Here is a 16,606-nt window from a genome sequence, read left to right on the forward strand (position 1 = left end):
CTCGCCCCCCCCCGGGCTCCCCTATGGCCCCCGGCGGCCGGCCACCCGCGCCCACCCTCCCCCCCACTCTGTCGGCCCCCCCCTCGCGGGGCCCCCGCCGCTCGGAGGGCGGAGTGCGTGAACCACCGCACGGAAGACGTCGCCAGAAGGGTTCCGTCAGCTGAAGTGGACCTCGCTGAGGTCGATGGAGACCATGACCTGGTCCAGAAGCGGACGGCCCTCGGTGTCACGGCGGTAGGCCCGGCGTTTGGTGGGCAGCGTGATGCCGTCCGCTTCCGCGTGGTCGTGGACGTACTGCGCGGCGGCGAATCCGCCGGCCACGTCGACGTGGTAGTCGTGGCGCCGGAGGAGCCGGTCGGGGCCGAAGTAGAAGTCCTGGTGGGTGCTGTGGCTCGCGATCCGGTACGGGAAGGCGGCGCGCAGCCCCGGCCAGACCTCGTCCCCTTCCCGCCACGGCTCGATGTCGGTGACCGTGAAGCCGGGCATGGCGAGCAGGAACGGCGTGGTCAGGTAGGTCCACATCGCGTAGCCGTTGAAGTAGGCGCGGTCCAGGGGGTCCCAGGGCGTCTCGAGCGTGTGTCCGGAGAACGACGTCCGAGGGTTCTCGCGTTCGGTGACCACGTGCCCGTCGAGTTTTTCGATGCTCACTCGCCCGGGCGTGAAGTCGGTCTTCTGGTCGGGAGCGCCGAACGGCTGCACCGAGGCGTGCTCCTCGTGCAGCCTGACCGTCATGGTGCGGGGCGTGACGTCCTGCGGCAGGCCTTTGATGGCGAACAGGTCGCCACCACTGACCAGGGTGGCTCGCGCCTGGGTCAGTTCCTGCCAGCGGCCGATCCCGCCGTGGGCCTCGATGACTTCGGTGAGCAGATGATTCACATCCGGCTTCCTACCGTAGTTTCCGCTCGTCCGTCCGGGAACGGAGCCGGGGATACGGCCGGATGGGCCAGCGCCGGGTCACGCGTCACCCGGCCGCCCGAGCGGCACGCCACCGCCGTCGCCACCGCCGCCGCCGCCATCGCCATCGCCATCGCCGTCGCCCGAGCGACGCGCCCATGAGGACGATCGTTCGGCCGTGGCCGCATGGCCCTTTCGCCGCGTGGGCGACCGCCCTTGCCGGGCCACGCACGTCGGCAGCCCCGGCCGGGATCCGCCCCGGCCGGGGCTGTTCGCTCACGGTACGCAGCGCCGACGGCCGTGACGGCAGCCCACGATGGGACCGGACGAGGCGCTGCCCCCGCCGCACTCCGATGGACGAACCGGGCGGCAGGGGGGCCACCTCACACGGCGAGCAGGTCCACCACGAAGATGAGGGTCGAGCCCGCCGGGATCAGCGGGGAGGGCGACTGGTCGCCGTAGGCGAGGTGCGCCGGAATGGTGATCTCGCGCCGGCCGCCGACCCGCATGCCCTCGACGCCCTGGTCCCAGCCCTTGATGACCCGGCCGGCCCCCAGGGGGAACCGGAACGCCTGGCCCCGGTTCCAGGAGGCGTCGAACTCCTCTCCGGTAGCGAAGGTGACCCCGACGTAGTGGACCTCGACGACGGCGCCGGCCTTGGCCTCGGCTCCGTCCCCGACGACGAGGTCCCTGATCTGAAGGTCGGTGGGGGCGTCGCCCCCGGGGAAGTCGATCTCGGGCTTCGTCAGTTCGGTCATTGCAGCCTCGTCCTTCTCCGCCGGAAGTCGCCGTGCGGTTCTGCCGGGCGCATGGTCACTCCATGCGGCTCGGTGGTCACGCTACCCAGCCGACGGATGCGGCGGGCGCACGCAGCGCCCCTGTTCGACGGCCTGTCGCACCAACGCGGGCACGGCGGGCCGGATTCCCGGCAGGTGGCCGCCGGAGAACTCGGTGGGTCCGGGGACGGCGGGGACGGCCGGGGCGGCGTGTTCGGCGGCGTGTTCGCCCTCCTCGTACGGGCCGATGCCGGTGGCGCCGTCGTGTCGCCGGGAGTGCCGTCGTGTCACCAAGGGTGCCGTCGTGTCGCCGGGGGTGCCGGCGGATGCCCGTCCCGTCGCCGACCTCGCGGCGCAGGGTGCGCCCCCTCGTCCTCATGGCAACGGAACTGCCGGGCGCTCCGGTTCGGCCGCGGTGCCGGTGGCTGGCCTCCCACCGGCACTCGGCCCCAGCCGGGCCGCATGTCGCGATACAGCGCTAATCTGCTCCTGGCGCCGCTGCCTGCGCCGCGCGGAGACGTTCGACATGGACCAGGACGGAAGTATGTCGGGAGAGATTTCACCCACAGGGAAGCGCTCCGCCCCCGGCTCGTCTCCCGAGCTGCGGGCCTCTCACGCGGACCGCGACCGGGCTGTGGACGTGCTGCGTATCGCCGCGGGAGACGGCCGGCTGACCGCGGACGAGTTGGACGAGCGCCTGGAAGCCGCCCTGTCGGCACGGACCCTGGGCGAACTGACCGCACTCACCGCAGACCTGCCGCCCGTGTCGCCCACGGTTGGCGCGATGGGGGCAGAGGCCAAGGACACCATCCGGATCGAACAGATCCACAGCGGCGCGATCGAGCGTGTGGGGCGCTGGGTGGTACCGCGGAGACTGGAGCTCGCGGTGACGTACTGCGAGGTGACGCTCGACTTCACTGACGCGGTGATCACGCACGACACCCTGCTGATCGACGTGGGCATGACGGGGAAGACCCTGACGCTGGTCACGAGGCCGGGCGTCGTGGTCGACACCGACGGACTGCAACTGCTGCACAGCAGGGTCAAGTACCGTCAGGCCCCGGCGGACCCCGAGACACCGCTCACCCTGCGAGTGGAACTGGTCGGCCGGAAGGCCCACGGCCGCGTGGTGGTGCGGCCCGCGCGCCGGACGTTCGGACAGTGGCTGCTGCGCAGGCCCACCTCCCTCTCCGCGGGGTCCTGAGCACTCCCGGCCGAGGACACGAGCTGAGCCGGGCCGAGCCGAGCCGGGCGGTGGCCGGCTGTCGGACTCCGCGGCCCCTCGGCGTTGGGGTCACGACAAAACTTCCGGTGCGCGCTGCTCGCGGCCCACGCACGGTGGCATAGTCCTCTCGACTCGGGGCACTCGAAGACGTGCCTGACGCCGACTCGACGATGAGTGCGGCGCCAGATGTCATCCATGCGACCTGTGTCTCGCGGTGCTGGCCACCTGCCACGCGAGCTGTGTTCTGGCGAGAGGAACCACCATGATCCTTCCGGCGGAGAGGGAACTGCGCGCGGTACTGGCCCGGTTCGCGGACACCCGTATCGAACACGATGTCCGCCCCAACGGCCGTACCAGCCGTGCACTGGACGATGTGACCTACACGCTGTGCGTGATGACCGGGGCCCGGACGGCCGAGCAGGCGCTGTGCGCAGCGGACATCATGCTGAAGAAGTACAGCGCGGACCGTGACGGCACCACACAAGAGGACGAGACGCTGGCCGCGTAGCAGCGGGATCTCTCGGCGCGACCAGTGGTTCTGCGCGCCACCTGATGTACCTGGGCCTGACGTCACGCATACCGGCCCAGGGTCTGCTCCGGTCCGCCAGCGATCCCTCAGAAGACCACCAGCACCCCAGTGTGACTTCGGGATCCGGGTGTCCGAGTGGCTGGTGAGCCGTCGTCAGCAGTGGGCGCGCCGCCCGCGGTTCCACTCGGCGGAACCGGCTCGCGATGCGGGCGATGGCCTGGTCGGACATCGCCCGCAGGCGGCCGCGTCGATGCTGTGGCCCACGCCCATGCCCACGGGCTTTCGCTCGACGCGGCTGATGCACCCGTCAATTCCTTTGCGCGACCGAGCAGGTCACACCTAGCGTGCAAGCGCATCGGAACCGCGCGCCCAGGGCGGCGCGCCACACGAATGAGGAGCGACCGCCGTGGGAACCATGGTCTCGGTCAGGGGCTGGCTGGAGTGTGACGACGGACAGCTGACCCAGATCAAGGAGATCGTGGAAGCGGACGACCCGGAGCGCACCTACAGCGGGGGCTGGGCCTTCCCCGCTCGGCAGTACAACGGTGCCAGTTGGGCCTTCTACGGGGGCTACATCCGCGCGGTGTCCCTCGACTGGTTCGAGGAGAGGTTGCGTCAGATCGCCCGGATCCCGGCCTCCGAGCAGGATGACGAGTACGACGAGAGGCCCCGGGGGCTGTTTCTGGTCAACCACGACGTCGACGGCATGAGTGAGTGGAGGGTCCACAGCGGCGGCCTGCTGATCGGCCTCCCGGACGGGGATTACCGCTACCTCGATGCCTAAGACGTTGTTTCTCTTGGCCCCGGCTGGCCGCGATCGGGGTCGCGCGTGAGGTGACCTGGATGCATGCGGGGTGGCAGCATCGCGTCGTCATAACTGGCATCCGAGGAGGTTGAAGTCGTGCTTCAGGGCGACGAAGTGGTGCGGGCACTTCTGGCGGCGGTGGCGACCCTGGAGGATCTCGTCAAGGTCGGACGTGAGTCGCAGATGGCCTTGAGCGCCCTGGAAGAGATCGCCTTTGAGCTCGGCAAGATGGATTCGACGGAGAGCCGGCGGTTCGTTGAGGTGCTGGAACGTGTCGCCGCTGCGGAGCCGGATCGTGCCGCCTGGATCCAGGACGTTCCGAGTGCGCTGGGCATTGAGCGAATCTGATCAGGCAGCCGTCAGGCGCCGGAAGCAGATGAAGGCGGCGGCTATGCCGACGAAGCCGAGGAAGTGCTCGGACTCTCGCTCATAGCGGCGGTGCAGCCGTCGACACCCCGCCGGCCAGGACAGCGTGCGCGCGACCACCCGCCGGTGGCGGCCCAGGCGACCGGAGGACTCGATCCCGCGGCGGGCGATTCGGTGCTGAATCCCCGGCCTCGAAGCCATCGACGCAGGTAGTCGTAGTCGTATCCCTTGTCCGCATGGAGCTTGCCTGGTCGCCGCCGGCGTGGTCCACGTCGGGAACGGATCGGCGGGATGCCCCGAACGAGCGGCTGCAGGGCCAGGCTGTCGTGGGTGTTGGCGGCCGAGATGCCGAGCGAGATCGGTAGGCCGTTGCGATCACAGATCTGGTGGATCTTCGAACCCTTCTTGCCCGGGTCGGTTGGATTCCGTCCGGTCAGGGGCCCCCTTTGGTGCCGCGAATGCTCACCGAGTCGATCGCGCACCGGGACCAGTCGAACTTTCCCTGGTCGCCGAGCTCGCCCAGGATCAGTCGGTGCAGCCGGGCGCAGACCCGGTCGCGGCTCCACTGGGCGAAGCGGCGGTACACGGTCTGCCAGCGCGGCCCGAACGCCGGCGGCAACTGCCGCCAGGTGCAGCCCGAGGTGGCCACGAAGACGATCGCAGCCAGCGTCTCCCGGTCGCCGGCACGACGCCGACCCCCTCCCTGCGGACGCCGGACGACCGTCGCTGGAACCACCCGCCTGAACAACTCCCACAGCTCGTCAGGCATCAGATGCACGGCAGGACCCTCCGTACCGAGCCCAATGCGGCAGCCAGCCAAAAGAAACGGTGTCTAAAGCTGTCTAAAGCCTGTCCCGTAAACGATCTCCGTGCCTTCCGTGGCCAGTAGCCCTGTCTGCTGGTCCGGATCTGCGGCAGACTTCGCGCAACAGAAACCCGAGAATCTGGGGAGGACGCATAGAACACATCGGTGAGTCGTTGACGGGCTGTGGTCTGTCGGTGCTGGACGCGCTTGGTGTTGCCGGGTGGACGGCAGGTCGCAAGATCGCCACCGTGGACTGGACACGGCAACTGACAGCTGTCGGATTCGAGCTCAATGACACGGCGGTCGGGGTCTGGGCCGAGTTCGGCGAGCTGACGATCGACAGCTGCCCCGCTCGCGTCCCTGCCTCGTCACTGCACATAGACCCCGTTGACGCCTGCGTCGACGCCGCCGCGGAAGCGTCCAGGCTGAGGCACCGCTACGCAGAGAACTACAGCCCTCTGGGTATGTGGTCGATCCAGTACAGGTCGTACATCGCGACCAGCGGGCGCGTCGTCGCCGTCGGGCCGGGCGTCCTCTGGCCTCTGGGGTCGACCTTCGCGGAGGCACTGGCCTACGTGGTGGACGGCGATGCTGGCGTCGACCGTACAGAACGAGCACCCTGGCTCGTCGGCAGCCGCGCCGGCGACTGAGACGATCTTGCAGTGGCTGGTGTGATCACTGCGTCGGAGCCGTCCTGATCCGGTGGGAATGAGAGCCCTGAGAGACGTACGCCCGGGCTGTTCGATCAGCAGAGGGATGGCCGCGATGGCGGTCACCGTGAGTGTCGGGCTGACGCCTTGAGTCGTCCGGGGACTTGATCCCTGGATCCAGAGCGGTGATGCCTGACGCTCTCGTGACCGCCACCATCGTCAATACTCTCCCCTTGATCGTTCGTTGGGGTCTGTGGTGCAGGCCCGCTGCACGGTGACCCCTCGCGGTGCCCGAGCCGCTTCAGCTGCAACGCAGACTGGGGCCCGTGCGGTGAGCTGGTGCCACGGACAGCTGCTGAGGTGGCGGACCGGCCTCGTGTCGAGTCCTTGGTCCTGGCCAACATGCTGCGCACCGACATGCACGGTCACCGGCCGCTTCCTCAGGACAGCGATCTGGCCCGCGTCATCGCCGTCCTCGCCCGCGCTCAGCAGGACGCGACCTGGAACCGGCAGCAGATCGCCAACCAGCTCCGCTCCCTGCTGCGCGAGTACTACCCGGCCGCTCTCGCGGCCGTCGGAGCCTGGAAGAACGGGCTCTGCCGACCCGAGGCCCACCAGCTCCCCAAGTTAGCCCCGATGTCGGCCAAGGCGCGAGGAGATCCGTTGCGTCTGCGCTGTACCGTCTTCGGAGACGATCACAGGGAGGGGTGCGATGACCAGTGGTCTCCAGTTCAGTTGGGAACTGAGTGGCAGCGGGTGGGCGACGTGTCTGATCAAGGACGGCTCTTCGGAGCGGAAGGACATCGTCAGCTACTGCACTGATGCTCTTGCCGACCTGCTTCGCGGTGTGGCGGGTCTGTATGGCCCCATACGTGTTCAGCGCTTCTCCTTTGACCTTGAACCCGCTGAAGTGAGGTGGGTGCTCCGAGGCACGGGTTCGGAAGTTGATCTGGCGATCTACCGCTTCCCTGACATGTCCGCGAGCTTCGATGCGCCGGACCAGGAAGGCACGCTCGTTTGGGGCTCCACACAGTCGCGAGGCCTTCTTGGCCATGTCGTCGTGGAGGCCGCTCAGTCAGTACTGCAGGTTCACGGCGAGGACGGCTATCGGGCGAAGTGGGTTCAGCACTCCTTTCCCATCGCCGTACTGCAAGACCTCCGCCGGCTGCACCTCCAGCACGACAGGTGTGAACTGCAGCATGGTGTTGCTGTCTCATAGGACGCTGGATGCTTCCCTGGGCAGATCTGCACGGCAACAGCACTCAGCCGTTCGATGACCTCAATCGACGGCCGCGCAATACGCCGAGCCGCCGGTGAGTGATCAGGCAGCAGGCGAGTTCGAGGAACGCTTCGTGGATGTCGGCTCGCCGTTCCCAGCGGATGCGCAGACGTCGGAAGCCGTGCAACCACGCGAAACTCCTCTCCACGACCCACCGGTAAGTGCCCAGACAGGTGCCGTGCAGGGTGCCTCGGCGGCCGATCGCTGGCACGATGTCGCGGGCGCGGATCTGGTCGCGATAGATGTCGTGGTCGTAGCCCCGGTCGGCGAACAGCGAGTTCGGTTGCGGCGAGGCCGGCCCACCCGGCCACGGACCGGCGGGATCGCATCGAGCAGCGGCAGGAGCTGGGTGACGTCGTTGCGGTTGCCGCCGGTCAGCAGGACCGCGAGCGGGGTGCCGTGCCCGTCGGTGATGAGGTGATGTTTGGAACCAGCTCGGCCGCGGTCGACCGGGGACGGGCCCGCGTGCTGCCCCCTTTTAGGGCCCTGACGTGGGAGGAGTCGACCCACGCAGCGGGACCAGTCCAGCCGGGACGCGGCATTGAGTTCGGCGAGCAGGACCTCGTGCAGTCGCTGCCACACTCCGGCCTCGTTCCAGTCCCGCAGACGGCGCCAGCACGTCGTACCCGAGCCGAAACGTAGGCCCTGCGGCAGGTACTCCCACTGGATCCCGGTGTGCAGCACATACAAGATCCCGCACAGCACTTCCCGGTCCGGCAGCGGCTTACGGCCGGGATACCGGAACCTGCGCTCACACTGCGGCAGCAGGGGCTCCAGGTGATCCCACAGCTCATCCGACACGATCCACGGCGACGTCCCCACATAGGCCCGAACGCTCAACTCCCGTGCCAGACAAGGCCATCAGGACCGATCCACCTCATTGTGTTAGCCGTTGTCAGGGAGGGTTTCAGAAGCTGGTGGCGTGCTGAGGGGGTGATCTGCCTACCGTAGGCGGTCTGCAGAATCACGTTCCGCCTCGGCCACTGTCAGCGGTCCCGCATACGGTTCTCCAATGGACCATCACCCGACATCGCCCAGCCCAGGGGACAACTCCACAGTTCGGGAGACCGGGCAACGTTCCCTGCGAGCCAGAGATATAGGTGGGGTTGCTCCAGGTACGTACGCTTCCTGCCGGGGTGGAGATCACACATGAGCGGAACTTCGATGGACGAGACAGGAGACGTGCGCGAGGCATGGGGCCGGGTGACCGCGTGGTTTGAACGCAACGCCCCTGAGACTTTCACTGCGCTAGGCGGCCGGGGGAGTCATGAGGCGATCAGGGAAGCCGAACTGCGCATGGGGCTGGACCTGCCGGGGGACATGCGGCAGTGGCTGCTCGCGAATGACATCGATGCCGGTAGGCAGCGCGACGGTCAGTCCTGTCTGGTCGCGTTCGGGTGCGAGATGGACATCCTCGGCGGCCGCCTCCTTCTCGGGCTGACGGATATTCAGCGGGTCTACCTCAGCCAGATGGACTTGGAGGAGATGCAGCCGTCCGCTGACCTCGACTGTCCGCTCTGGCGCCGTGAGTGGGTGCCGATCGCCGCGGAGCGCGACGGTTTCTACGGGACGTTTCTCGACACGCTCAACGGAACCATCGGAACTTGGACGGAAGCTCACTTTCCCGAAGAGGGCGTGTACGCCTCGTTGTCCGCTTTCTTTCAGGAGACGGCGGACCGGCTGGAAGGAGTCTCCTCGGGAGACTGGAAAGGCCCCGGCAAGCCTGCTAGACCCCGTAAGCTCGATCCCCGTCCGGAAGACGAGCCGATACGCCTCTGGGCACGCACCAACGGGTACCTCGTAAATGATCGTGGACGTATCCCTGCGTCCATCCGCGAGGCTTATGAGGCGTCACAGAGGTGACTACAAGGTCCCGCTGTACTGGTCAACGGCCATTGGCGGGTCATGACCATTCGTTGATCGCGGCTACGAGGACGATGGCCTCGAAACGGACCGCAAGTTTGTCGAAGCGGCAGGCCACCTCCCGGTTCCGCATCAGGCGGTTGATTCCGCACTCGGCCGCGTGCCGGGCCTTTTGGTCCTCACGGTCGGAGCCCGGTGGCCGCCTGTCGGCCTTTCCGGGGCGATTGCGGTGGTCCGCCTGATCGGCGGGTTCAGGAACCTGCACCGAATCCAACGCTTTCGCAGGGAGGCATGTTCGGCCCGGGATTCGGGGACGACCCACCCCGATACAGGGCGCTCCGATGCTGTCCAGGACCGCAGTGACCTGAGGACTGCCGCCGCGCTGCCCCGCCGTGACCAGTAGAGCCAGTGGACGCTGGCGTTGCTCGCAGGCCAGGTGAATCGTGGTGGTGAACGACGTGCCAGGTGCCGTCACGCTGCCAGCGGCGAAAGGGACCGTGGACCGTCTGCCACGGACCTTACTGGGACGGCAGATCCCGCCTCGGAACACCGGTTCGTACCCACCACCGGATCCCGTCGACTTGCCTCCGTCGGCCCGACGCCGGTCGCCCCGACAGCACAACCGGCAACAACGGCTTCAGCATCGACCACTGTTCGTCGGAAAGATCCCCTCGCCCCATACCTAGATCATTACGAAGCTAGACAAGGGGATCGAGCCACTTCCGAAACACGACCTAGTTGGATCACGAAGTCGCACTGAGTACTACGCTGGCGCGAACGCCTGTTCGTCAGGTCGGCCGGGGGGTACTGGACCGTGTTCGTTCTGCTGTTGCTCGTGGTTCCGATCGCCGGCGTGGTATGGGTCGTCGCCGTGGTCGTCAAGCTGCTGTCCGTCGCCCTGCCGGGCAGGCGCCCCGACTGGGGTGTGGACCTGCTCCGCTGGAGCGCCGGTATGACGGCGGCAGGCGCGACACTGCCTCTGTTCATGGCGCTCGGTGGCGTCGCGTTGTCCGACAACGAGTCCCGGTCGGGGGCGAACTCCTCCCCGGCGCCCGCCTGTCGTGACGCCGCGCCCCATCTTGTGGAGCACCTCGTCGGCCACCGCGCCTCGTATCTGCCACCGGCCTTCGACTGTGTCCTGGACGACGGAACGACCTACCCCAGTTCGGGAGACTACGTGTGGCTCAACGGCCTCGTCGTCACCTGTCTCGCCGTCTCCGTACTGCTGGCGGTGGGAGCCGTGCACGCCACCCGTCGGCAGGCGGCGCGGAAGACGCGTGTGCCGGCCGTGGAGACGACGGGGTGATCCGCTCCGCTCCGGCGCCTTGGTCCATTCAGCCGGCGACCACCCTCTCCGGTCCACGGTCGGAGTCGGTCACGCTGGATCCCGCTGTGCCGGCGCTGTGGTGGTCCGCCCGGAACGGACGCGGTCGGCGAGTCGTCCGGGTCGGTGCGGTGAGCGCCGTGAGGCAGCCGAGGACCAAGGCGATGCCGGCCCACCCCAGGAGGGGCAGACGTTCGCCGACGACGAGTACGGCGAGTACGGCCGCGACGGCGGGTTCCAACAGAGAGAGGGTGGTCGCCGTGCTCGCCGGGACGTGCGTCAGGCCCCACCCGAACAGGACGTACCCGGCGAACATGGGCACCAGGGCCATGTACGTGCCCACGGCCGCGTCGGACCAGGAAGCCAGGAGCGGAGCCCCGGTGGCCAGCAGTACCGGCACAAGGAGCAGCCCGCCGAGCCCGAAAACGGTGCCCATGGCCGCGCCGGAGGTGACACCGCGGCTGATCAGGCGGTGGGCGGCCCAGGAGTACAGGGCGTACGTGAGACCGGCCACCAGGCCCAGCCCCACACCGAACATGACCTCCCCCGCGGAGTGGGCGCCGGGGCCGGAGCTAGTGCCGGAGGCTTCGGCCGCGCACAGCAGCACCGTCCCGGACAGGCCCAGAGCGGCGCCGGTCGTCCAGCGCCGGGTGAGGTGGCGCCCGTCGACGACGCGCTCGATCAGGGCGGAGGCGAGCGGGGCCGAGCCGATCGACACGACCGTGCCGGCGGCGACCCCGGCCAGGTGCATGGAGGTGTAGAACGCCAGGGGGTAGACCCCCACCGACACCGCGCCGAGCAGGACGACACCCTTGTGCGCGCGCAACCGAGGAGCCTCCCGGCGGATACGGGGAGCGGCGACGAGAGCCTGGAGGAGTCCGCCCAGGCCCATGGCGACGGCCCCGATCGCGAGCGGCCCCACCGCGGGGGCGAAGGTCGCGGCGGTGCCCGTGGTGCCCCACAGCACGGACGCCACCAGCACGCAGGCCGCCCCCACGCCGGCCGATCCGGCCGCGCCCCCGGCGAGCCGCGTCACCGCCGGTCCAGCAGGTCGGCGGCCATCGCCCGGGCGTGCTCCAGACGCGTACCCGCGCCCTCCAGGCCGGCGCGTGCCATCGCCCCTTCCAGCAGGAACGACAAGTGCTCCGCCGTCGCGCGCGCCTCTTCCGGCCGCCCGGGGAGCAACTCCTCAAGATGCCCGGCGAGCAGGTCCTCGACCTCCTCCTTGTGACGGCGCACCACGTCCCGGCCCTCGTCACCGGCGGGCAGCTCGGCGGCGGCGTTCAACAGGCCACAGCCCCGGAACCCGTGCTCGTAGGCGAAGGCCGCGTGATCCGCGTACGCGTCGAAGACGGCCAGCACCCGGCCGCGACCGTCCCGGGCCTCCTCCAGGCGCCGCCGGTACAGACCCAGCCACTCCTCATGCCGCGCATCGAGGTAGGCCATCACCAGATCGGCCTTGGAGGAGAAGTTGTTGTACAGGCTCATCTTCGCCACGCCGGCCTCGGCGGTGATCGTGTCGATCCCCGTGGCCGCCACGCCGTCCGCGTAGAAGCGGCGTGCCGCGGCGGCGAGCAGCCGCTCGCGCGCGGCCCCGCGCCGCCTACCGGGGCGTGCTGCCGATGTGCCGCTCTCGGTCATCGCGGTCCCTCCCATTAATAGGTAGGTCAGTCTACCTAATTATCGCCTGGTTATGGGAGTGTTCCACGTCGAGGACGACCGGTGAGGGGGCGCCCCGGGCTCGCGTCCGGCGCACGATCCGCCGCGTGAGCGATGAGTTCGCGCGGCGGATCGGGTCTGCTCTGGTATGACTCGAATCATCGCTGACATCTCGGTCTCCCTGGACGGCTACGTCACCGGGCCCGACCCCGGTCCGGACGCCGGTCTGGGCATCGGCGGCGAGGCCCTGCATACCTGGGCGTTCTCCGACGACCCCGATGACCGCCGGATACTGCGCGAGGGGACTGCCCGCTCGGGCGCCGTCGTCCTCGGGCGCCGGCTCTTCGACGTGGTCGACGGGCCGAACGGATGGAGTGACAAGACCGGATACGGCGCGGGCGAGGTCGGCAAGCCCGCGTTCGTCGTCGTGACGAGCTCACCGCCGGACTCGGTGCGGCTCGGCGGCCTCGACTGGACGTTCGTCACCACCGGCCTGGCCGACGCCGTCAGCGTCGCGCGCGTGCGCGCCGAGGCGGCTTCGTCGGACAGCGGCAAGGACCTCGACGTCGTGCTCATGGGTGGCGGCGCCACGGTCGGCTCGGCACTCGACGCCGGGCTGGTCGACGTGCTGAGCCTGCACCTCGCGCCGGTCGTGCTGGGTGCCGGGACGCCGCTGTTCACCGGCGGGACGCGCCGCACGCTCGTACAGCGGAGCGTGACCGCGACATCGACCGCGACCCACCTGCTCTATGACGTCCACTGACGCTCCGGTCGCGTGACCGCACGGCTCCGGCCGCGCCGCGACGCCGGACGGCGGTTCACCCTCACCGTGAGGGTGAACCGCCGTCCGGACCCGTGGGCCCTACTCCTGGCGGACACAGCTCCCTTGGGCCTGACCTCCAGCCTCCCGGGGCTACGTACGGGGGCGCGAGGTGTCGGTAATCGGGAGTGACCGGCTGTGCGGGCCCGTGTGTCCGCATCGCGAGGGGCGGTTCGTGTCGGGAGAGGCCGTCGAACGCACCGCGCTCTTGCTCGCCGGCCCGTCCCCGCACGCACCTCCGCCCGGAGGCCACGGGCAGGGGGTCGGGGTCAGCGTTCGAAGACGCCGGTCAGCCGGGCGCGGTCGAGGACCGGGGCGGTGAGGGTGGGCAGCAGGGCGCGGGGCCGTGCCCGGTCCACCGGCGTCGTGTCGGGGGCTCCGTCCACGGGGGCCGAGAGCGCGAACAGCTGGAAGACGTAGCGGTGTGGCCCGTGGCCCTTGACGGGCGCGGGACCGTGATAGCCGCGTCCGATGGTGGAGCGCAGTACCCGCACCCCGGGGCCGGGTCGCCGCGTGGCCAGAGCGCCCGGCTCCAGGTGTCCGGCCGACGGGTCGATGAGGGCGACACAGTGCACGGCGGGCTTGGCCATGGGGACGTCGATGTCCTCGACGACCAGGAGGAGCTGGGCGGTACCGGGTGGGAGCGCGGTCCAGGCCAGGTGGGGGGAGACGTCGCCGCCGCCGATGTGCTTGGCGCAGTGCTCCAGCGGAAGGAGGCCGTCGTGGCTGAAGTGCCGGCTGGTGAGGGTCAGTTGCTCGGGGCCTTGCAGGTTGGGCAGGTTCCAGGCCGCGTGGGTCTCGCCGGCTCTGCGGTTCTTCAGGAGTCGGCCGAGCAGGCTCATCGGGTGTCCTCCGCCGTGGTGATGACGGCGACGGCGGTGGCGGATCCGCCGGTCTCGGCGAGGACGCGCTCGATGCCGTGGGCGCGGGCGACGACCCTCCCCGGGTCGATCATGACGCGGGTGGTCGTGGGGTCGATCCTTGTCGGCATGGTGGGTGTCTCTCCTGTGGATGTCGGCTGGTCGTACGCGCCCGGTGGCGGCTCCTCGTACGGGCCACTGCTCACCGCTCGCCCGGTGACAGCGTGCGGCTCCGGCGGTCCGTCCATGTGCTTCCTCGTGGCGGCGCCGGCGTCAGATGTTCTGGGACAGTCGGTCCAGTAGCGGCGCCGCGGCCGCGAGCTGCTCCAGTTCGGCCGACGTGAACGCCCCGCTGGTCAGGGCCCGGGTGAGGAGTTCGGTCCGTGCGTTGCGCTTGTCCCGCAGGGCCCCCAGGCCTGCGTCGGTCACCGTCAGTACCAGGCGCCGGCCGTCCTTCGGGTCCGGGTGGCGTTCGACCAGGCCGCGGACCCGCAGCGCGTTGAGCGTCGCTCCCATGGCCTGAGCGGTGATCTGTACTTCCCGGGCCAGTGCGGAGGAGGTGGTGGGGCCCGAGCGGTCCAACTGGGACAGGGCGGTCCGCTCGGTCATCGTGAGGCCGCCGTCGACGGGTACCTGGTGGACCCGTCGCAGCAGCACGCTGAGACTCGCCAGCAGGACTGAGGCGACTCCACCGGGATCCAGGCCGTCGTTCATATACTAAGGCTACTTTATCAATCGGCCTTAGTGAATCGGACCGGGTACGGGTCCAGGCCGCTGTCGGTGCGTCGGCCCTGGCGCGGCTGACGGCCTTCCATCCGCGCCGACGCCAGGCGTGACGTGCGGGACGGCGCCGTGGACCCCGGCGCCGATCGGATGATCACAACTCGGGACGATCAAGGGACCGGAATCGGGAAGGGTCGCGGCGCGCCGGACGTTGATCTCGGTGGCACCGGTCCTCCGGCGTCACTGATCACCGCGAAGATCCTCCGTATCTTCCAGAACGGGAAAGAAGATCCCATGTTCCAGCGCATCCTGGTCGCCGTCGATCCCAGCCCCACCCGCCTCTCCGCCGTACGCCTGGCCGGTGACCTGGCCCGGCTGACGGACGCCCAGGTCCGGGTCGTGCACGTCGCGGCCTCCGCGGCGACCCTCGCGGCCGTCGTCCCGCTCGAGGACGACGTCCAGGCGAAGGCCATCGTCGACGAGGCCCTGGCCGCCCTGCGCGACAAGGGCGTCAAGGCCGACGCGGCCCTCGTCCACGGACTGACCACCCAGATCGCCACGGCCATCTCCGAGGCGGCGGGAGAGTTCGACGCCGACCTCGTCGTGCTGAGCCCCCACCACCGCGGATCCGTGGAGGCGCTGTTCAACCCCCGGATCAGCGACGCCGTCGCGCACGCCAGCCGCACCGCCGTCCTGCTGGCTCCGGAGGACGGCACCGAGGCCTGATCTCCCCGAGGACACGCCGCCGTCGGGCGGCGGACACCGGCCCTGCGGGCACGGCCCGCCCCGGGAATCGACGTCCGGGGCGGGCCGGCGTCGGTCACCGGGCGGGCGCAGTCCCGCCGTTTCACGAGGCGGCCGATGTGCCCCGCCGCCGCATGTGGGGGACCGGCGGTCAGGGCAGGGTGAGTCAGGGCAGGGTGAGGGTGCGGGGACCGTCCGCGGTGACGGCGATGGTGTGCTCGACGTGGGCGGCCCGGCTGCCGTCGATCGTGCGCAGGGTCCATCCGTCGGGGTCGGTGCGGTACTCGTTGTGGCCTCCCGCCATGAGCATGGGTTCGATGGCGAGGGTGAGGCCGTGGCGCAGGGGAAAACCGCGGCCGGGCCGTCCGTGGTTGGGGACGTGCGGGTCCTCGTGCATCTGGCGGCCGATGCCGTGGCCGCCGAAGTCGGCCGGCATGCCGCAGGCCGCCTTGCGGGCGACCGTGCTGATGGCGTGGGAGATGTCGCCGATGCGACGGCCGACCGTGGCGGCGGCGATGCCCGCGTCCAGGGCCTGCTGGGTGGCGGCGATCAGTTCGAGGTCGGCGGGACGAGGGGTGCCGACGGTGTAGCTGATGGCGGCGTCGCCGGTCCAGCCGTCGAGTTCGGCTCCGCAGTCGACGCTGACCAGGTCTCCGTCGCGCAGGCGGTAGTCGCCGGGGATGCCGTGCGCGACGGCGTCGTTCACGGAGACGCAGAGCACCGCGGGGAAGGGCGCGGGGGCGAAGGACGGCTGGTAGCCCAGGAACGGAGAACGTGCGCCGGCCTTGGTGAGAACCGTGCGGGCGGCCTCGTCGAGCTCGCGCAGACGAACGCCCACCAGTGACGCTTCACGTGCGGCCGCGAGTGCGTGGGCCACGACGCGTCCGGCTTCCCGCATCGCCTCCAGTGCCCTGTCGGTCTTGATCTCCACCATGTGCCATGACTCCTTGCGATGCGACGTCACCCAATACTTATACCGGTATTAGTATCACGGGTATGGTGAGAGTCCCTTTGAGCCCGCAAGAGCGGCAACGCGGAGAGCGCTTCGGCGTCCTGCTCCGCCAGGCCCGCGGAGACCGCAGCATGGTGGACGTCGCGGCGGCCGCCGGGGTGTCCGCGGAGACGCTCCGCAAGATCGAGACCGGCCGGGCCCCGACCCCGGCCTTCTTCACCGTGGCGGCCTTGGCCCACGCCCTGCACCTGTCACTCGACGACCTGGCCGCCGCCTGCGCGGACGACGCCGAAGACGCGGAAGGCGGCGAGCAGGTCCTGTCGGCGTGACCG

At 69.6% G+C, this 16,606-nt stretch carries 21 protein-coding genes and 4 pseudogenes; 13 read left to right on the forward strand and 12 right to left on the reverse strand.

All coding sequences use genetic code 11. The features are described from left to right. Positions 1-156: 156 nt before the first annotated feature. From ACFV2J_RS01630 to ACFV2J_RS01640, 3 genes are all read right to left on the reverse strand, one after another. A complete protein-coding gene (locus tag ACFV2J_RS01630) occupies positions 157-876 on the reverse strand; it encodes a hypothetical protein (protein WP_385085763.1) in 720 nt (239 codons plus the stop codon). Positions 877-1,277: 401 nt separating this feature from the next. Next, positions 1,278-1,652 (reverse strand): FKBP-type peptidyl-prolyl cis-trans isomerase, encoded by a 375-nt coding sequence (locus ACFV2J_RS01635; protein WP_385090547.1) that lies wholly within the window; start codon positions 1,650-1,652, stop codon positions 1,278-1,280. A gap of 81 nt (positions 1,653-1,733) precedes the next feature. Then, the gene (locus ACFV2J_RS01640; RefSeq protein ID WP_385090544.1) at positions 1,734-1,964 is read right to left on the reverse strand and encodes a hypothetical protein; all 231 of its coding nucleotides are present in this window, start codon (positions 1,962-1,964) and stop codon (positions 1,734-1,736) included. Between the two features lie 250 nt (positions 1,965-2,214). Here ACFV2J_RS01640 and ACFV2J_RS01645 point away from each other — a divergent pair, with 250 nt between their 5' ends. The 4 genes from ACFV2J_RS01645 (at position 2,215) to ACFV2J_RS01660 (ending at position 4,577) form a co-directional block, all read left to right on the forward strand. Beyond that, on the forward strand, positions 2,215-2,874 hold the full coding sequence (locus ACFV2J_RS01645; protein ID WP_385090541.1) for a DUF1707 domain-containing protein: 660 nt from the start codon (positions 2,215-2,217) through the stop codon (positions 2,872-2,874). 283 nt (positions 2,875-3,157) lie between these two features. Then, entirely contained in the window at positions 3,158-3,403 is a 246-nt protein-coding gene (locus ACFV2J_RS01650; protein WP_385090538.1) for a DUF5133 domain-containing protein, read from the forward strand. 436 nt (positions 3,404-3,839) lie between these two features. Next, positions 3,840-4,208, forward strand: coding sequence for a hypothetical protein (locus tag ACFV2J_RS01655; RefSeq protein WP_385090556.1), 369 nt, complete (start codon positions 3,840-3,842; stop codon positions 4,206-4,208). A gap of 117 nt (positions 4,209-4,325) precedes the next feature. Further along, positions 4,326-4,577, forward strand: coding sequence for a hypothetical protein (locus tag ACFV2J_RS01660; protein WP_385090535.1), 252 nt, complete (start codon positions 4,326-4,328; stop codon positions 4,575-4,577). Here the strand turns inward: ACFV2J_RS01660 and ACFV2J_RS01665 are convergent. Continuing rightward, a pseudogene (locus tag ACFV2J_RS01665) lies at positions 4,578-5,364 on the reverse strand (IS5 family transposase). 230 nt (positions 5,365-5,594) lie between these two features. On the opposite strand from ACFV2J_RS01665, the gene ACFV2J_RS01670 reads away from it, so the two are divergent. The 3 genes and pseudogenes from ACFV2J_RS01670 to ACFV2J_RS01680 all read left to right on the forward strand — a co-directional run bounded on the left by ACFV2J_RS01670 (position 5,595) and on the right by ACFV2J_RS01680 (position 7,269). Then, positions 5,595-6,050 carry an SUKH-3 domain-containing protein gene (locus ACFV2J_RS01670; RefSeq protein WP_385090532.1) on the forward strand — a complete coding sequence of 152 codons (456 nt, stop codon included), beginning with the start codon at positions 5,595-5,597 and terminating at the stop codon, positions 6,048-6,050. A gap of 342 nt (positions 6,051-6,392) precedes the next feature. Then, a pseudogene (locus ACFV2J_RS01675) lies at positions 6,393-6,701 on the forward strand (transposase); the annotation flags it as partial. A 61-nt stretch (positions 6,702-6,762) separates the two neighbouring features. Then, on the forward strand, positions 6,763-7,269 hold the full coding sequence (locus ACFV2J_RS01680) for a hypothetical protein (protein ID WP_385090530.1): 507 nt from the start codon (positions 6,763-6,765) through the stop codon (positions 7,267-7,269). A 43-nt stretch (positions 7,270-7,312) separates the two neighbouring features. On the opposite strand, the gene ACFV2J_RS01685 is transcribed toward ACFV2J_RS01680, so the two are convergent. Beyond that, a protein-coding gene (locus tag ACFV2J_RS01685; protein WP_385090553.1) for an IS5 family transposase occupies positions 7,313-8,151 on the reverse strand; the annotation gives its coding sequence in 2 pieces (ribosomal slippage) (positions 7,313-7,614 and positions 7,614-8,151; 840 coding nt in all). A gap of 342 nt (positions 8,152-8,493) precedes the next feature. On the opposite strand from ACFV2J_RS01685, the pseudogene ACFV2J_RS01690 reads away from it, so the two are divergent. Next, a pseudogene (locus tag ACFV2J_RS01690) lies at positions 8,494-8,982 on the forward strand (SMI1/KNR4 family protein); the annotation flags it as partial. Beyond that, positions 8,965-9,192: a histone-like nucleoid-structuring protein Lsr2 gene (locus ACFV2J_RS01695; RefSeq protein WP_385090550.1), complete on the forward strand. Its 228-nt coding sequence runs from the start codon at positions 8,965-8,967 to the stop codon at positions 9,190-9,192. The pseudogene ACFV2J_RS01690 and the gene ACFV2J_RS01695, both read left to right, overlap by 18 nt. Positions 9,193-9,232: 40 nt before the next feature. Here ACFV2J_RS01695 and ACFV2J_RS01700 read toward each other — a convergent pair. Continuing rightward, positions 9,233-9,872: pseudogene (locus ACFV2J_RS01700) on the reverse strand (transposase). Between the two features lie 134 nt (positions 9,873-10,006). Here ACFV2J_RS01700 and ACFV2J_RS01705 point away from each other — a divergent pair. Then, positions 10,007-10,498 carry a hypothetical protein gene (locus ACFV2J_RS01705; RefSeq protein WP_385090528.1) on the forward strand — a complete coding sequence of 164 codons (492 nt, stop codon included), beginning with the start codon at positions 10,007-10,009 and terminating at the stop codon, positions 10,496-10,498. A 28-nt stretch (positions 10,499-10,526) separates the two neighbouring features. Here ACFV2J_RS01705 and ACFV2J_RS01710 read toward each other — a convergent pair whose 3' ends face one another. Both ACFV2J_RS01710 and ACFV2J_RS01715 read right to left on the reverse strand, forming a co-directional pair. Beyond that, positions 10,527-11,552 (reverse strand): DMT family transporter, encoded by a 1,026-nt coding sequence (locus ACFV2J_RS01710; protein WP_385090525.1) that lies wholly within the window; start codon positions 11,550-11,552, stop codon positions 10,527-10,529. Further along, positions 11,549-12,157: a TetR/AcrR family transcriptional regulator gene (locus ACFV2J_RS01715; RefSeq protein ID WP_385090522.1), complete on the reverse strand. Its 609-nt coding sequence runs from the start codon at positions 12,155-12,157 to the stop codon at positions 11,549-11,551. Before ACFV2J_RS01715 ends, ACFV2J_RS01710 begins: the two co-directional genes overlap by 4 nt. Positions 12,158-12,323: 166 nt before the next feature. Between ACFV2J_RS01715 and ACFV2J_RS01720 the strand changes: the two genes are divergently transcribed. Continuing rightward, a complete protein-coding gene (locus ACFV2J_RS01720) occupies positions 12,324-12,938 on the forward strand; it encodes a dihydrofolate reductase family protein (RefSeq protein ID WP_385436926.1) in 615 nt (204 codons plus the stop codon). A 326-nt stretch (positions 12,939-13,264) separates the two neighbouring features. Here ACFV2J_RS01720 and ACFV2J_RS01725 read toward each other — a convergent pair whose 3' ends face one another. From ACFV2J_RS01725 to ACFV2J_RS01735, 3 genes are read right to left on the reverse strand one after another with little or no spacing between them, the layout of a single operon-like run. After that, on the reverse strand, positions 13,265-13,837 hold the full coding sequence (locus ACFV2J_RS01725; RefSeq protein WP_385098196.1) for a YbhB/YbcL family Raf kinase inhibitor-like protein: 573 nt from the start codon (positions 13,835-13,837) through the stop codon (positions 13,265-13,267). Continuing rightward, entirely contained in the window at positions 13,834-14,103 is a 270-nt protein-coding gene (locus ACFV2J_RS01730) for a hypothetical protein (protein ID WP_385098199.1), read from the reverse strand. Before ACFV2J_RS01730 ends, ACFV2J_RS01725 begins: the two co-directional genes overlap by 4 nt. A 25-nt stretch (positions 14,104-14,128) precedes the next feature. Then, positions 14,129-14,569, reverse strand: a complete 441-nt coding sequence (locus tag ACFV2J_RS01735) for a MarR family winged helix-turn-helix transcriptional regulator (RefSeq protein WP_385098201.1) — start codon at positions 14,567-14,569, stop codon at positions 14,129-14,131. A gap of 303 nt (positions 14,570-14,872) precedes the next feature. Between ACFV2J_RS01735 and ACFV2J_RS01740 the strand changes: the two genes are divergently transcribed. After that, entirely contained in the window at positions 14,873-15,304 is a 432-nt protein-coding gene (locus tag ACFV2J_RS01740) for a universal stress protein (protein WP_385436929.1), read from the forward strand. Between the two features lie 184 nt (positions 15,305-15,488). On the opposite strand, the gene map is transcribed toward ACFV2J_RS01740, so the two are convergent. Then, positions 15,489-16,256 carry a type I methionyl aminopeptidase gene (map, locus tag ACFV2J_RS01745; protein WP_385088116.1) on the reverse strand — a complete coding sequence of 256 codons (768 nt, stop codon included), beginning with the start codon at positions 16,254-16,256 and terminating at the stop codon, positions 15,489-15,491. Positions 16,257-16,318: 62 nt separating this feature from the next. Between map and ACFV2J_RS01750 the strand changes: the two genes are divergently transcribed. Continuing rightward, a complete protein-coding gene (locus ACFV2J_RS01750; protein WP_385088114.1) occupies positions 16,319-16,603 on the forward strand; it encodes a helix-turn-helix domain-containing protein in 285 nt (94 codons plus the stop codon). Positions 16,604-16,606 lie beyond the last annotated feature (3 nt).

It is taken from the genome of Streptomyces sp. NPDC059668, from assembly GCF_042734135.1.
In the GTDB taxonomy this organism is placed as follows: Bacteria; Actinomycetota; Actinomycetes; order Streptomycetales; family Streptomycetaceae; genus Streptomyces.

What these genes read in the sequence shown, in the direction of transcription:
- ACFV2J_RS01740 (WP_385436929.1), top strand. Translation starts at nt 14,873, where the DNA reads ATGTTCCAGCGCATCCTGGTCGCCGTCGATCCCAGCCCCACCCGCCTC.
- ACFV2J_RS01725 (WP_385098196.1), bottom strand. Translation starts at nt 13,837, where the DNA reads ATGAGCCTGCTCGGCCGACTCCTGAAGAACCGCAGAGCCGGCGAGACC.
- ACFV2J_RS01750 (WP_385088114.1), top strand. Translation starts at nt 16,319, where the DNA reads ATGGTGAGAGTCCCTTTGAGCCCGCAAGAGCGGCAACGCGGAGAGCGC.
- ACFV2J_RS01655 (WP_385090556.1), top strand. Translation starts at nt 3,840, where the DNA reads ATGGTCTCGGTCAGGGGCTGGCTGGAGTGTGACGACGGACAGCTGACC.
- map (WP_385088116.1), bottom strand. Translation starts at nt 16,256, where the DNA reads ATGGTGGAGATCAAGACCGACAGGGCACTGGAGGCGATGCGGGAAGCC.
- ACFV2J_RS01720 (WP_385436926.1), top strand. Translation starts at nt 12,324, where the DNA reads ATGACTCGAATCATCGCTGACATCTCGGTCTCCCTGGACGGCTACGTC.
- ACFV2J_RS01730 (WP_385098199.1), bottom strand. Translation starts at nt 14,103, where the DNA reads ATGGACGGACCGCCGGAGCCGCACGCTGTCACCGGGCGAGCGGTGAGC.
- ACFV2J_RS01680 (WP_385090530.1), top strand. Translation starts at nt 6,763, where the DNA reads ATGACCAGTGGTCTCCAGTTCAGTTGGGAACTGAGTGGCAGCGGGTGG.
- ACFV2J_RS01635 (WP_385090547.1), bottom strand. Translation starts at nt 1,652, where the DNA reads ATGACCGAACTGACGAAGCCCGAGATCGACTTCCCCGGGGGCGACGCC.
- ACFV2J_RS01645 (WP_385090541.1), top strand. Translation starts at nt 2,215, where the DNA reads ATGTCGGGAGAGATTTCACCCACAGGGAAGCGCTCCGCCCCCGGCTCG.
- ACFV2J_RS01715 (WP_385090522.1), bottom strand. Translation starts at nt 12,157, where the DNA reads ATGACCGAGAGCGGCACATCGGCAGCACGCCCCGGTAGGCGGCGCGGG.
- ACFV2J_RS01735 (WP_385098201.1), bottom strand. Translation starts at nt 14,569, where the DNA reads ATGAACGACGGCCTGGATCCCGGTGGAGTCGCCTCAGTCCTGCTGGCG.
- ACFV2J_RS01650 (WP_385090538.1), top strand. Translation starts at nt 3,158, where the DNA reads ATGATCCTTCCGGCGGAGAGGGAACTGCGCGCGGTACTGGCCCGGTTC.